General features: G+C 44.3%; 10 protein-coding genes. 3 read left to right on the top strand and 7 right to left on the bottom strand.

Annotation, left to right across the window (positions count from 1 at the left end; translation table 11 throughout):
* Positions 1 to 375 (top strand): zinc-binding dehydrogenase (locus tag AC1DSE_RS18305; protein WP_477527998.1); only part of this gene is annotated, 375 nt, incomplete at its 5' end.
* A gap of 129 nt (positions 376 to 504) precedes the next feature.
* Here the strand turns inward: AC1DSE_RS18305 and AC1DSE_RS18300 are convergent.
* From AC1DSE_RS18300 to AC1DSE_RS18275, 6 genes are all read right to left on the bottom strand, one after another.
* Positions 505 to 2,025 carry an ABC transporter substrate-binding protein gene (locus AC1DSE_RS18300; RefSeq protein WP_477527997.1) on the bottom strand — a complete coding sequence of 507 codons (1,521 nt, stop codon included), beginning with the start codon at positions 2,023 to 2,025 and terminating at the stop codon, positions 505 to 507.
* Between the two features lie 29 nt (positions 2,026 to 2,054).
* Positions 2,055 to 2,816 carry a response regulator transcription factor gene (locus tag AC1DSE_RS18295; protein WP_076270578.1) on the bottom strand — a complete coding sequence of 254 codons (762 nt, stop codon included), beginning with the start codon at positions 2,814 to 2,816 and terminating at the stop codon, positions 2,055 to 2,057.
* Positions 2,791 to 4,554 (bottom strand): sensor histidine kinase, encoded by a 1,764-nt coding sequence (locus tag AC1DSE_RS18290; protein WP_477512290.1) that lies wholly within the window; start codon positions 4,552 to 4,554, stop codon positions 2,791 to 2,793. Before AC1DSE_RS18290 ends, AC1DSE_RS18295 begins: the two co-directional genes overlap by 26 nt.
* A gap of 145 nt (positions 4,555 to 4,699) precedes the next feature.
* Complete coding sequence (locus tag AC1DSE_RS18285) at positions 4,700 to 6,193, bottom strand: ABC transporter substrate-binding protein (protein WP_477512289.1); 1,494 nt, start codon at positions 6,191 to 6,193, stop codon at positions 4,700 to 4,702.
* Positions 6,194 to 6,280: 87 nt separating this feature from the next.
* On the bottom strand, positions 6,281 to 7,210 hold the full coding sequence (locus tag AC1DSE_RS18280) for a carbohydrate ABC transporter permease (protein WP_076270576.1): 930 nt from the start codon (positions 7,208 to 7,210) through the stop codon (positions 6,281 to 6,283).
* Between the two features lie 12 nt (positions 7,211 to 7,222).
* Positions 7,223 to 8,179 carry an ABC transporter permease gene (locus AC1DSE_RS18275; protein WP_076270575.1) on the bottom strand — a complete coding sequence of 319 codons (957 nt, stop codon included), beginning with the start codon at positions 8,177 to 8,179 and terminating at the stop codon, positions 7,223 to 7,225.
* Positions 8,180 to 8,416: 237 nt separating this feature from the next.
* On the opposite strand from AC1DSE_RS18275, the gene AC1DSE_RS18270 reads away from it, so the two are divergent.
* On the top strand, positions 8,417 to 9,616 hold the full coding sequence (locus tag AC1DSE_RS18270) for a hypothetical protein (protein ID WP_477512288.1): 1,200 nt from the start codon (positions 8,417 to 8,419) through the stop codon (positions 9,614 to 9,616).
* 35 nt (positions 9,617 to 9,651) lie between these two features.
* Here AC1DSE_RS18270 and AC1DSE_RS18265 read toward each other — a convergent pair whose 3' ends face one another.
* A complete protein-coding gene (locus tag AC1DSE_RS18265) occupies positions 9,652 to 10,527 on the bottom strand; it encodes an AraC family transcriptional regulator (RefSeq protein ID WP_477527996.1) in 876 nt (291 codons plus the stop codon).
* A 142-nt stretch (positions 10,528 to 10,669) separates the two neighbouring features.
* Between AC1DSE_RS18265 and AC1DSE_RS18260 the strand changes: the two genes are divergently transcribed.
* A complete protein-coding gene (locus AC1DSE_RS18260; RefSeq protein WP_477527995.1) occupies positions 10,670 to 13,264 on the top strand; it encodes a GH116 family glycosyl-hydrolase in 2,595 nt (864 codons plus the stop codon).
* Positions 13,265 to 13,874 lie beyond the last annotated feature (610 nt).

The following is a 13,874-nucleotide window of genomic DNA, read 5'->3' as shown; positions in this document are numbered from 1 at the left end:
GTGTACGATACCTTAGGTGGGACAGCATTGGAAAAATCATTCCAGGTACTGAAACCAAACGGTAAAATAGTATCGGTCTCCGGCTTGCCCAACTCCAGATTTGGCAAAGAAGCAAAATTAGGCTGGTTGAAGACGGCCGTTCTATCCATTGTGAGCCGTAAAATTACAGCCCTAGAGAAGAAAAGCGGTACGAGATATCATTTCCTCTTTATGAAACCAAACGGAGCGCAATTAAAGATCATTAAGAAGTTTATAGAAGAGGGTCACATTATTCCGGTTATTGATAAAGTGTTTGATTTTAAAGATACAGGGCAAGCCTTTCAATACCTTGAAAGCGGAAGGGCTAAAGGAAAGGTAGTCGTTAAAATAAAGTAAGTTTTACCAAGTAAAATAGTAGAATGACAAAAGGCAGCCGATATCGGCTGCCTTTTCCGCTCAAGTACATATTCAATAGTAGGCTGTGGGGATCGGTTCGCTGATTGGATGTGGGAGGCATTATAGCACTTATCTCTTTGCGCTTCGCTTCTCATCCAACTGTTTCTGTATTTCGTTTCGCACCTCTTCGATACCTGCTTGTTTTAGCTCCTCGTTAAATTTGGGGAGGATTGTGTCAACATCAACAGTACCGGTCATAAGGCTTGGATAGTATTTTTTCCAAATCATCTCGATGTTATCGGTTTGGGCGGTCAGCTTAGATAGATCAGGCGTGAAGCCAAGAATGGTGGACTTGATTGCTTCAGCGTTGTATTTGCGGAATTGATCCCACTTATCGAGCGGTTCCGGGTTATCGCCGCCTATAGTTTTCAAGATAAACCAGTTACCCTGTGTATATTGTACTCCTKCATAGCTCGCTGGTGCATCCGGGATCAGGTTGCCTTGGCTGTCTTTGCCGGGAATGGGGATCGCTTGCCCATGTTCACCTAGCGTGTAATGCAATCCTTCAATTCCATAGTTAAATAGGTTTCGTATTTCAGGGTCTGTATTAAGCAGGTTCAGAAACTTAATAGACTCAACAGGATGCTTGGTGTTGGCATTAATAGCCATGATTCCTCCACGGACGGATTCCGTAGTGACGACACTATGGGTTACAGGATTCGATACAACCTTGTAGCCGCGATCCTTACTCCAATTCGTATCCGAGAGTGGGCCGCCGCCTGAGGATTTCCAGAATACCTGATCCCCACGCTTAAGTCCGCCAGGCTCCCGCAGTGCAGCATCCTTGTTAATGAAGCCCTCTTTATAATACCGTCGCATTGTGTCTAATATCTGCCGGGCTTCCTTTGTTTCAAAAATATTCACGACCTTAGAGTTAGGGTCCAGTGATTTCACCATTAACGGAACTTTATGATTCAAAATATACTCGTAGCCATAGAGAGCGAAGAAATTTTGTGAATCCCGATCTAATTCCATTGGTATATAGGATGGTTCATTCTGCTGAATCATCCGGAGCAATGGTTCTAGCGATTCCAGCGTATTATACTTGGTGATATCGATATTGTACTTTTTTACGATCGAAGCAGGGTACATCCAATGATCACGTACAGCCAGCTCTTTATTGGTCGGTACACCATAAATGCCTCCATCATTCATTCGTACCCCTTGCCAGAAGGTGGGGTCAATCGTGTCGTACAAATCCTTACCTAGACTCAAAAGATAGTCATCAAGTTTCAGCCATGCGCCGCGCATAGCGGTAGTTGCATAGTTGGGGGCAAAAGCAATGTCGAACGGGCTACCTGCGGATATGAGCGTGTTCAGCCGATCCTCATACTCCTGCCAACCAACCTTAATATAGGTGATGGTCACGCCAATTTTACGAGCCATAATTTCATTGATTTTATCATTTACGAGCTTCAGATCTTTGTCAGGCTCTCCAATTGTGTAATAGATCAGATTTACCGTGTCCCCATGATATTTATCATTGTTGTTTTTGCTAGCTTGCAGGGAGCAACCGGTTGTATACGCTGTGAGCAGCAGTATAATACTGAATGTTATGAAGATATATCTGTATCTAGAGCGCTTTTGCATCGATATCCGCCTTTCTGCCGAGTTCGTTGTTAACCTTTTCCCCGCAGATCAGAGGGAGATTTTCCGAAAAAGCTTTGAAAATGTGTATAGAAATAATTGAGATTGTTGTAGCCGACGGAAAGGGCGATAGAAGAAATTTTCTCATCTGTCGATTGAATTCGTTCTTGTGCGAGCAGCATACGGTAAGCCATTAGATATTCTGAAAATTTCATTTCGGATTCTTTAAGAAATAATTGTCCGAGATAGGTACTGTTCATCTGGAAACGTTCTGCCACTGATTTTAAAGTAATATTCTGAGCATACTCCGTCTTGATCATGAGCAAAATGCGGTTAACCAGCTTGGATAAGCTGTCATAACTTACACCGAGTACCGGGTCCTTGTTCAGGCTCTCGCAGCTAGCATTACCTATCGTACCATGGAGATCCTCAACAATAATTTTCTCAATCACTTGCTGCAGCTTTGTACGATCTAATGGCTTGAGCAGATAGTCTTTAACACCACAGCGAATGGCTTCTTGGGCATACTTGAATTCACTATAGCCGCTCATAATCACATATTTGGTAGGGATTTGGAGCTCATTAAGTCTATGAATCGTTTCATAACCAAGATCCTTGCCAACACAGACATCAAAAATAGCGACATCAGGCAGCAGGTCTACAACCTTGGACATGGCGGCTTCCGTAGATTCGCACGTATCTATTCGACTGAAACCGTATTGTTTCCAGTCGAGGATTCGCTTCATCCCCTCCAAAATCTGTGGTTCATCATCCATTATCAGCAGTTTGTACATGTTCAATCACCTCTTTTGGAATCCGTACAGAAATCTTAACTCCAGCTTCCTCATTATTTCCAATCTCTATAAAAAAGCTTTTCCCGTAAAAGAAGTGCAGCCTCGTGTAGACGTTGCGCAAACCGATACTCTCGGAAGAAGTATCATCCTGGTTGGATATTGTGCTTCGCACTGCATTTAAACGCTCCGCCCCAATACCACGCCCATTATCCACAAATTCCAATACATAATAATCTTCAGCTTCCCAGCCGTTAACGATATACAAATTAAACTCGTTGCTTGCGCTAAAGCCATGGATGAAAAAGTTTTCAGCCAAAGGCTGCATCCAGAACTTTACGGTAGGGATCGAGAGGAGCGCAGGATCTACATTGACCTGATAAAAAAAACGTTCTGGATATTTAAACTCCATAATTTCTAAGTACTTTTGCAACAATTCCAGCTCACTTGCAATCGAAATAATATTTTCCTTTTTGACGATTTCGCGATAGAGCGCCCCTAAGGTAGCAATGGCATCAGCGGTATCTCTGTCCTGATTAACTAAAGCAGTGGAGCGGATGACCTCTAACGTATTATAAAGGAAATGTGGGTTGATTTGATTCTGAAGCGCTTTCATCTCGGTTTCTTGCTGCTTTAGTTTAAGTAAATATTCATTGCGGATATGCTTATCTAACTGCTGAATCATATCATCTAGTTCCCTTGCAATCATGCCGTATTCATTTCGACGATAACGAGCAGGGCGATTAGGTGTGAAATTAGCTGATTTCACGCGACCAATCGATTGAATAATGCGGTGCAGGAAGCGGAAATCATCCCGCATATTATACACAATGAGCAGTAGTACACTTATCATGGTCGTTATTACGATCAGAAAGATGGTAAGCAGCATCCTGGCATGCTGCTTAATCAGCATGGATAAATCAACGATGCTAACGAACTTGAAATTGAACTTGGTGGATGGAAAGGTAATATAAAATATATGCTTGAACAAGCCCTGTGAAATAACGCCATGACTGCGTCCATTCGCCGCTGCGAGACGCGATAATTCCTCTAATTTCTGATCCTGCCCGCTGCCGATAAGGTAGACCTCACCAGAGGTACTGACTGCAGCAGCTTTTCCCAAACGATAATTTTGTATAGATTTAAAGACTTGATCGCTGCTGACCAAGAAGCGCAGCTCCCCTAATTCCTTAGAGCCCAGTGATGTATCCGATAGTTTCTTGCGATATACGAAGCCTTTTAGAATCGTATCGTGAAAAGCTTCGTCTGTATTTGGAAGACCGAATATGAAGCTTGCAATTCCGTTTTCGTTAAAGCGTACAACATTGCTATACTGATTGGTATGCAGACTAACCTGCGTAATTTCACCCTGCGCCCAGCTGTACAGGTAGGTTTTAATATCCTCTGGGAAGGATACCAACGGCTGTGAGAACTCGCTGTTTTGCAGACTATTGGTTAAATAGCCTTCAACACTGCTGTTCAAAAAGCTGCGAGCATCTTCCATTAGACTATGATTGGAGTATATACGCTGCATGTAAGCCTCAATTCGGTCAGCATCGTACTGCAGCTCATTCTCTACACCTGCGAACGCATTTGCAGCCTCTAAACGAGCATCACCAACCCACTGATTCAGCAGCATGACACAGGTCAGAATRCCAAGAGCGAGTCCGATAGTTACGACAAAGACGACATAGGCAATAAACTTGTAACGATAAATTTTGATTTGTAAAAAAGAGCTCATATGGCACCTCAATTGCAGCAGCTCGCCTTAAAGCAAGTGGTTTCCATACCACTTTATCATGATTAAGCGAAGCTTCATAGATAGCAAGAAATAAGCATCCCATACAGAGTGACTCAATAGGGGATGCTTATTTAACTTACTTAACTTACTTGAAGTAGTTATTAATTTGCTCTTGAGCCGCTTTCATAATCGTGTCCATGCCAGCGGACTTTAATTCAGCAGTAATTTTCGGAATCATTTTCTCCGGATCGGATGCGCCTGTAATGAGTTCATATTTGTATTTATCCCATACGGATTGGCAATTTGCCACTTCAGTCTGAAGATTGCTGATGTCCAGTGCGAAACCTAGCACAGTGGAGGATGTCGCTGCGTCATTCAGCTTTTTAACTTGATCCCATTGATCCTCAGGAGCACCTTTGGTAACTGCTAGATTAAAGAATGTACCTTGGGAGTATGCAGCCAGCGGCCAAGTATCAGAAGTACGCTCGATAACCTTTTCGCCATCCACATTTTTGTAATCTACGTCTAGCTCGCCGAATGCAAGCATATTGCGTAGTTTTGGATCAGTATTGACTAATTCGAGGTACTTCAATGCTTCTTTCTTATATTTCGAATTCGCAGAAATCGCATTCAGGGAGCCTTGGATCGTGCTTGTTGTATAAATAGGGCCAAAGTGTTGAACCATATCATATTTTTCAACAGCATCATTGATTTGCCAGCTTACTTCTGCACCTGGAAAAGCCTGGGCTGCAAAGAATGGTCTGCCTTTTTCATTCTCTGTTTTAGTCGGAGCATCTGGGTTGATGATGCCATCTTGGTACCATTTATGCAGGAGCTTCAGATCGGCTATGACATCAGGCTGTTCAAGAACAGAGACAACCGTGCGTGATGCATCGTCAGCTTTTACGCCAACTGGAGTGAAGCCTAGTGTTAAATCATCATAATTGTTAAAGAAACCATTCAAGCCTTCACCTTGCGTCATCGGCAATGGGTAGAAGCTCTTGCCTTCGCCGGACTTGATGTTGTGAAGCGGTTGATCAAGATCCTGCAGGGTTTTGATGTTGTTGATATCAATATTGTACTTTTGCACGTATTTATCATCGTACACCCAATATTGCGTTAGTGCCGAATCCTTATAAGTAGGAACGGAATAATATTTGCCGCCAATTTTTGTGCCATCCCAAACCTTTTCAGGAATCAATTTGTATAAGTCAGGCGCATCACTTTGAACTAAATCAGTGATATCGGCAAAAGCTCCCATAGCCACTTGCTTGCTGTATTTACCGCTGTTTGTGAACATAATGTCGAAGGGTTCGCCAGTATTTACAATTGTGTTGATTTTGGTATCCCATTCACCCCAGCTGGCTACTTTGATGTCAATTTTCACACCAATTTTTTCCGCTGTATATTCATTCATGGCATCAATCGCTTTGCCGAAGTTATTAGGCACTTGGCCGCCGATCGTCCACCAGATGAGTGTCGGAATATCCTTGCTTGGTGTTTCGCTGTCCTTTGGTGCGTCTGTCGTTGACGGAGCATTTGTTGCAGCTGGAGAGTTTGAGCCGGAGCAGGCTGCTAAGCCACTCACCAGTAGTGTGAGAATACAAAGCGTAGAGATGAACTTCCAAGATTTCTTCATTTCATTTCCCCCTTATTGAAGTTGTGTCACCGTAAGCGTTGTACAGTGATCTATCATAAACCAAGCAAGCTTGGTTTATTTCGTTGATTATCCTTTAACTGCGCCAATCGTTAACCCGGAAATGAAATATTTCTGGAAGAACGGATAGGCGAAGGCTACAGGCAGAACAATGATAATCGCTACAGCCATGCGGGCAGATTCCTTCGGCATCGTTGCGACGAGCACGGCATAGCTAACGCCCATACTTGCAGCGTTTTTGGCAAGCGCATCGACATTGCTCATCAAGCTGTTAAGCAGTGCCTGCAAAGAATATAGGTTCTGGTTATTGATGTATAACATCGATTGAAACCAGTCATTCCAATAAGAGAAGCAGAGAAATAGTCCAATGGTTGCAATGACCGGCAAGGAAATCGGCAGAATGATGGAGAAAAAGATTCGCAGCTGGCTCGCACCATCAATTTCAGCTGATTCAATCAGCCCGTCAGGAATCGTGCTTTTAAAGAAGGTTTTACAAATGATAACGTTAAATGAAGAGACGGCAAGCGGCAGAATAAGTGCCCAGACGCTGTCTTTTAGTCCTAATAGATTAGTATTAATGAAGTAGCTGGAAACCAGACCGCCATTGAATATCATGGGGATGAAAACGACCCAAGTTAGAAAGCCCTTCAGTTTGTAGTTTGGGCGAGAAAGGACATAGCCCATGGAGGTGGTAAGAAATATACCGAGCACAGTACCAACCACCGTAACAAGAGCGGATACGCCGAGCGCTCGCAAAATCATCGTTCCTTGCTTGATCACATAAGCGTATGCTTCGCCTGATAATGCAACCGGCAATATATGATATCCTGTCTCACGTATGGAGTCCTCACTGGAAAGTGAAATGGATAGCACTACAATTACGGGTATGACGCAGATCAGCGCCAAGACGATAAAGATCAGGTTGAAAAATAGGTTTACAACGTTGCTTGTACGGTTGAATTTCTCAAGGCCTGTTTCGTAAGTCCTTCTCGTTGACATGGTCTTACCTCCTTACATCATCGCGCTATCTGGATCGATTTTGCGAACAATCCAATTAGCGATTAGAATAGTTGCACAACCCAGAACGGACTGTACGAATGCGGCAGCAGCTGCCATTCCTAAGGTAGCGGATTTCAGTTGTTTATACACCATGACATCGATGGTGGTAGACACGTTAAACAATGAATTGGAATCTCGCGTGACCTGAAAGAACAAGCCGAAATCGGTGTAGAATATACGTCCAACTGACAGAATGAACAGCATGACGATAACGAGTTTGAGCATAGGCAATGTAATAAAGCGTGTTTGCTGCCAAATGGAAGCGCCATCAATTACAGCTGCTTCATAGTACGTGCTGTCAAGGCTTGTGATGGTTGCCAGATAAATGACCATGCCATAACCTAAGCCTTTCCATACATTTAAGAGAATTAGAATGTACGGCCAGTAAGCCGGCTCCATGTACCAGTTAACAGGATCGCCGCCCATGTTGACGAGCAATTGATTAAGAATCCCTTTATCAAAGCTTAGGAACGCCCAGCCTACAGCAGATACGACAACCCAAGATAAGAAATAAGGGAGGAACATCATCGTTTGATAGACTTTACTTGCTTTGCGGCTGTGGAGCAGCCCGATCATAATAGCGAAGAGAACGGGCAACACAATACCTAGAACGATAAAAATAATGTTGTATCCAATGGTGTTTCGAATAATGATCCAAGCGTCATTTGACTTGAATAAGAACTCAAAGTTTTTGAAGCCTACCCAAGGACTATTAAATACATTGCTCAAAAACCCGCCGCTAATTTTGAAGTTTTTGAAGGCAATAATGATCCCGAACATAGGTAAGAAACAAAACAGGATGTACCATATCGTTGTAGGCAATGCCAAGAGGGTGAGTTCCGTATCCTGCTTGTGCCAACGAATTCGTAAGCGCTTTCTTTTATCTTGAAGTTCAACTGTCGATTTCATGCCTTTTACTCCTTTCGGTGTCTTCTCGGATGTGTTGCACTTGTTAAGCTCATTGTATAATAGGAGGATTTGATGCTTCTAGATAACAAACTTGATACTATAGTCAACAAACGTTAGATTCGATCATTCTGTTTTACAGAACTTTAAGAATGGACTCTAGGCTTAATTCCAATATGTGTTAAAATAAATGGATAATTACGTGAATGGGCTTGAAAAGTTAAGTTAGGAGTGTGGATAATGGGTACATTTCTTTCAAATATCCAGGTTTTCACCGGTGTGCAGGATAGCACAAAGCTGCTCGAAGAACTGGTGCTTGCTGTAAGAAATAGGCTGGTAGGGGACGAATATGAGGAAACAGACAACGCTGAATCGGTTGACCGCTCCCTTATTTTGCAGATTTCCTCTGATCGGTGGATTTCCGTCTACGACCAAAGACTTGACGAACAGGACATGGATGCGATGGACACGCTTGGCACTTCCATCTCGGCATCTGCTGGAGTGCCTGCTATTGGTTCCCTCGTACACGATAGCGACTTGCTCTTCATGCGTCTGTACCGAAATGGCAGGATGGCCGATACGATAATCAATGACTTGGATCTATTTAATGAGATGTTCGAGGGGAGTCGTCCCCGAAAACGGAACGGGCTGCCTTCAAAATGGGCTGAGGTTTGTTCACCTGGTGTGAACCCTGCCGAACTAAAGGCGATTTGGGAGAAAGAAAGGGTCTTTGCTGAAGACGCGCTGGTGCTGGCGGCGGAGCTGCTGGATATTCCAACTGAAGCGGCAATGCGGGGTTATGAGACGGATTCAGATTTTAACCAACATAAGAAGGTACTTCATTTGCGCAGCAAGATTCGCTTCACAGATCATGTTGAAGAAATCAATGCACCCAAACTGGCATTCTCAAGCTGGAACTCCTTCGCAGCAGGGGATGTTGGCATTTCGTCAAAGGTTTTATACGGCCTAATTAATCAAGGGCAAGCCTTTACTGGACTTGATGTGCTGCTTTGGGGGACGGCTCTTGAAGAGAGGTTAATTGAACCAGGACCGGGGATTCTGATTTGCACGTCGAACCAATCCCATACCCGGCGTCAATGGAACAGTGAACCGCAGCCGTATGAGTTCGAAGTAAAACAGTCGGGGATGGAGCAGCTATCGCAAATTAAAGGATACCGCTATGAATATCCAGAAATGTCCTTTCCTGATGGGTATATACAGATGATGAATCCAGAGACAGCTGCCAAGCTAGGTCTCATGCGTAAGTGGATGGACAGTTTTAATCAAAATGGATATTCGTTTCAGCTTTCGTTTACAGGAAAAAGGGTGGGCAAATCCGATCTCTTCATAGCATTTTTTCCGAGAGAGATTGGGGAAGGCCAGCTCGTAAAAAGCTTGCCAGTATTTATTGGTGTAAAACCGGATAAAGGTTCAATTTAAAGAAAAAGATTGGTACGGACGGACGGCAAATGTAGTTAATGACGTCGATCCTGATCATAGTTCCTTTTGAAATAACCGGGATTGACCCCAGTTATGGACTTGAAAGTTTTGGATAAGTGATGAACATCAGTGAAACCGCAATATTCACTCGTCTGCTGAAGGGACATGCCTTCCTTCAACAGCTCCTGAGCATGCTGGATACGCAAGTTCAGTAAGTATTGATAAGGTGTCATATTGAATTGTTTCTTAAATAGTACTGTGAATCGAGAGGGAGAAAGGTCTGCTCTTTTGGCCATATCGCTAACATTGATAGGTTCTGAGATTCGAAACGCTAAATATGACGTAATCCAGTTCAAGAAAGGACGACGAGATGACGAGGCAGCTTGTGGCTTCATATAACTTTTGAAAATCACGGTCAGAAATTCATAAGCCAGCTGATTGGCTTCCATGATGCCTAGATAGGTTTGTGACTGCCAGCATTCGATGATCTTGAAGACGAGGTCACGCAGCTTAACGGAGTGCGGAGTTTTAAGTTTAAATGGAATGAGTAAGGAATCGCATTCATGCAATCTAGGTTGTGAATAGGTGGAGTAGGGGGACATGTCCAATTGTCCTGGTCGCGTGATAAAGCTCTTATCCTTCTCTGGATTATAAAAGAAATCCAGATGCACGTAAGGATTGATCGTATCGGTAATGCCTTTGATTGTATGTACGTCTCCGGGCTGAAGCAAACAGAGATCTCCTGCATTCAGGAGATGAACGTTACCGTTGACCTCGATTTCAAACGAACCCTCCTGCACGTAAAAAATGATATAATCCAGCAAATTGCRCTCGCCAAGGAAAAAGGGCGGACGGATCGCATAATCTGATTCGCGAACATAGGGAGCGATGGCGTAGTCCTCTAATCTCATCGTAATCTGCCTCTTTCATTATAAATAATCGTTTTATACATAAAAAATAGATCTTATATATACAGGATTAAAGCTTATATTCCATTAAGATGAAGGTAGATTGTTGTTCAAGTATACCATGATCTTAAGGGAGGTAATAAGCATGAAAAAGGCGTATAAGGGTACTAAAATGAGGGAAATAAGTTTTCCGCTTGGAGGAATCGGCAGCGGAAGCATCGGTCTTGCAGGCAATGGCCGGTTGGTGGACTGGGAAATATTCAACCGTCCGAACAAGAAGAGTTTCAACGGTTTTAGCCACTTCGCAATAAAGGCGGAGCGGGAGGGTAAAGTACTGGATGCGCGGGTGTTGAACGGCGATTTGCAAGCGCCTTACGTCGGTGAAAATCTTCGCGGCGCACCGCTGCATAGCGGATACGGATTCGGACCAGAAAGCCAGACGATGGCGGGTATGCCGCATTTTCGGGAAGTGGAGTTCAGGGGCGAATTCCCGTTGGCAGGCATGTCATTCGCGGAAATCGATTTCCCCGGGCGCGTCGAATTAGTGGCCTTTAATCCGTTCATACCGCTCCAAGAGGATGACTCTAGTCTTCCCGCGGCTTTTTTTGAGTGGGAAGTTGAAAATACAAATCATGAAACGATTGCATACACGTTATGCCTCTCGGCTGGCAACCCCATTCCGACGGAAAAGGTAAATCACCGATACAGCATGATGGAAGGCACCGAAGGCGAATGCATACACATGATTAAGCTAAGCTCTGACCAGCATGACGATGCGCTCGCTCAGTTCGGCGATATCACACTGTCAACTGATGCACCAGATGTCAGCTACCAAGAATTCTGGTATCGCGGCGGCTGGTGCGACAATCTCGAGATGTTCTGGCATGATTTCACGCAGCAAGGACATTTGCAAAATCGTCAGTATCCCGTGACTGAGCCGCCTTTGGTACGCAAAGACACGGCATCACTTGCCGCTCATATTGAGCTGAAGCCCGGAGAGAAGAAAAAGATTCGATTCACGATCAGTTGGAACTTTCCAAACGTGGAGAACTATTGGAATCCCAATCCGTTAGGCTCTAACAGCTGGAAAAATTATTATGCGACGCTGTTTGAGGATTCCAGCGCATGCGCGAAATATGCGTTTGACCATTGGGATCGTCTTTACAGTGAGACCGTAAGGTTCAAAGATGCGTTGTTCTCATCGACTGTGCCCGATGTCATCAAGGATGCGGTGTCCGCAAATTTATCCGTGGTCAAAACGGYAACAACACTTCGTCTAACCGACGGTTCCTTCTATGGATTCGAAGGCAGCATCGAAGATGCTGGCTGTTGCGAAGGTTCCTGTACGCATGTATGGAATTATGCTTATGCACTTCCCTTCCTGTTCCCACGCTTAGAGCGCAGCATGCGGGATTTAGATTTTAAATACAACAAACGCGAAGACGGGAGAATGTCATTCCGGTTAATGCTCCCGCTCGGACGCGAGCGGATGGATTCCCGTGCTTGCGCGGATGGACAATTCGGCGGTGTTATTAAAGCTTATCGAGATTGGAAAATATCGGGCAATACAGAGTGGCTTACGTCCGTCTGGCCAGAAATCAAGCAAAGCATTACGTACGCTTGGGCCGATACTAACGAGGACAAATGGGATCCAGATAAAACGGGCGTATTGTCGGGCAGGCAGCATCACACTCTTGACATGGAGCTATACGGACCGAATGCTTGGCTGAGCGGATTTTACTTAGCGGCCCTTAAAGCGGGAGCGGAGATGGCGGCATTCTTGGGTGAGAGTGAAACTGCTGACGAATTTGACAGCCTGTTTCAATCGGGGAAACGATGGATCGACGAGCATCTGTTCAATGGCGAGTACTACGTGCAACAARTCGATTTATCGGATAAATCGCTGCTCGATAAATTCGACACGGATACCGTCAGCACGTATTGGAACAATGAACGAGGGGAAATCAAATACCAGATTGGGGAAGGCTGCGCCATTGACCAAGTCATTGCACAATGGCACGCTAATTTATGCGGTTTGGGCGAAATTTTCGATAAGGAACAGATGCGTACAGCTTTGAAGTCGTTGTATCGGTATAATTTCAAATCCAGCATGAGGCGGGAAGCGAATACTTGGCGCTTGTACTCTCTTAACGACGAGGGCGGACTCGTGATCTGCACTTGGCCAGAGGGCCGACATAAGCCGGCGATTCCGCTGACTTATAACTCGGAGACGATGACCGGCTTCGAATACCAAGCGGCTGCGCACATGATTCAAGAGAGTTTCATCGATGAGGGGGTTTCCATTGTTCAAGCGATCCGGGAGCGTTACGACGGCGAGAAACGCAATCCGTGGAACGAGATCGAATGCGGCAGCAACTACGCGAGATCTATGGCCAGTTACTCCTTGCTGCAAGCCTTCAGCGGCTTCGAATATGACATGGTCGAAGGCATGATCGGATTCAAACCTGTTCAGTCGGATGTGGATAAGTTTCGTACGTTTTGGTCGCTTGACATGGGCTGGGGCGTCTACGAGCAAAGCGAGACACAGACTCAGCTGCAATTACTGGGCGGCAAGCTGGTCGTAAAATCGATTGGATTACCCGAAGATAGAATCGAAACGATTAAACAAATCGAATTAGGCGATGCTAGTTTGGTTTATATCATCGTAGAAGATAGGATTCATTTTGAACCGCCGATTATCATTGATGCGGGAAACATGCTTGTAATTAAGCATGCTTAGAGGCAAGAGGTATGGATTTAACGAGTATGCAGAACAAATAACATCTGATTAGTTAATTTGTAAACAACATCCGATTACTACTTTGTCTGGCAGTACGTATTCTAATTATGTTATCTACTTCGGCAAAGTCGGCATCCATTCGTTAGCTGTATATGCGCTTTAACATCCAGACGAGCACTATTTTATGGGTTTATTCGAACTTAAAACTATAGCCACTGTTCTCAAAAACGGTGGTTTTTTGTTTTGCTATAAATTTGATTATCAAGTCTAGTATTCTGATATTTTTGAATGAACTAAGAATGAAAAACACTTGAACAACTCAGTGAAAAGTATAATATGGAAATGAAGCTATATTTAATAAGAACTTGGGGACTGCGTGAAGCAAGCTGGTAAGGTATCGTTGTGCAAATAAAGGAGGGGCGTGCATGAGGATGAGTCAAGACGCTGCTGTTAAAAGCCAATGGGTGGTGKAGGTTCGATGAGGATTGACGATCAAGAGTATATTTCGAGCGAGCTTCTTTTAATTTTGGAAGCGGTTGCAGATCAACTGATTCCAGGAGATGCATGGCCGTCGGCGACCGATGGAGGAGTTATAGCATACCTGAAACGT

This window comes from Paenibacillus sp. 01L418, from assembly GCF_056400045.1.
This window is presented reverse-complemented; position numbering and strand designations above follow the sequence as displayed.

Excerpts from the sequence above, each read along its gene's own strand:
- AC1DSE_RS18295 (WP_076270578.1), bottom strand. The coding sequence starts at position 2,816 with ATGTACAAACTGCTGATAATGGATGATGAACCACAGATTTTGGAGGGG.
- AC1DSE_RS18285 (WP_477512289.1), bottom strand. The coding sequence starts at position 6,193 with ATGAAGAAATCTTGGAAGTTCATCTCTACGCTTTGTATTCTCACACTA.
- AC1DSE_RS18280 (WP_076270576.1), bottom strand. The coding sequence starts at position 7,210 with ATGTCAACGAGAAGGACTTACGAAACAGGCCTTGAGAAATTCAACCGT.
- AC1DSE_RS18275 (WP_076270575.1), bottom strand. The coding sequence starts at position 8,179 with ATGAAATCGACAGTTGAACTTCAAGATAAAAGAAAGCGCTTACGAATT.
- AC1DSE_RS18270 (WP_477512288.1), top strand. The coding sequence starts at position 8,417 with ATGGGTACATTTCTTTCAAATATCCAGGTTTTCACCGGTGTGCAGGAT.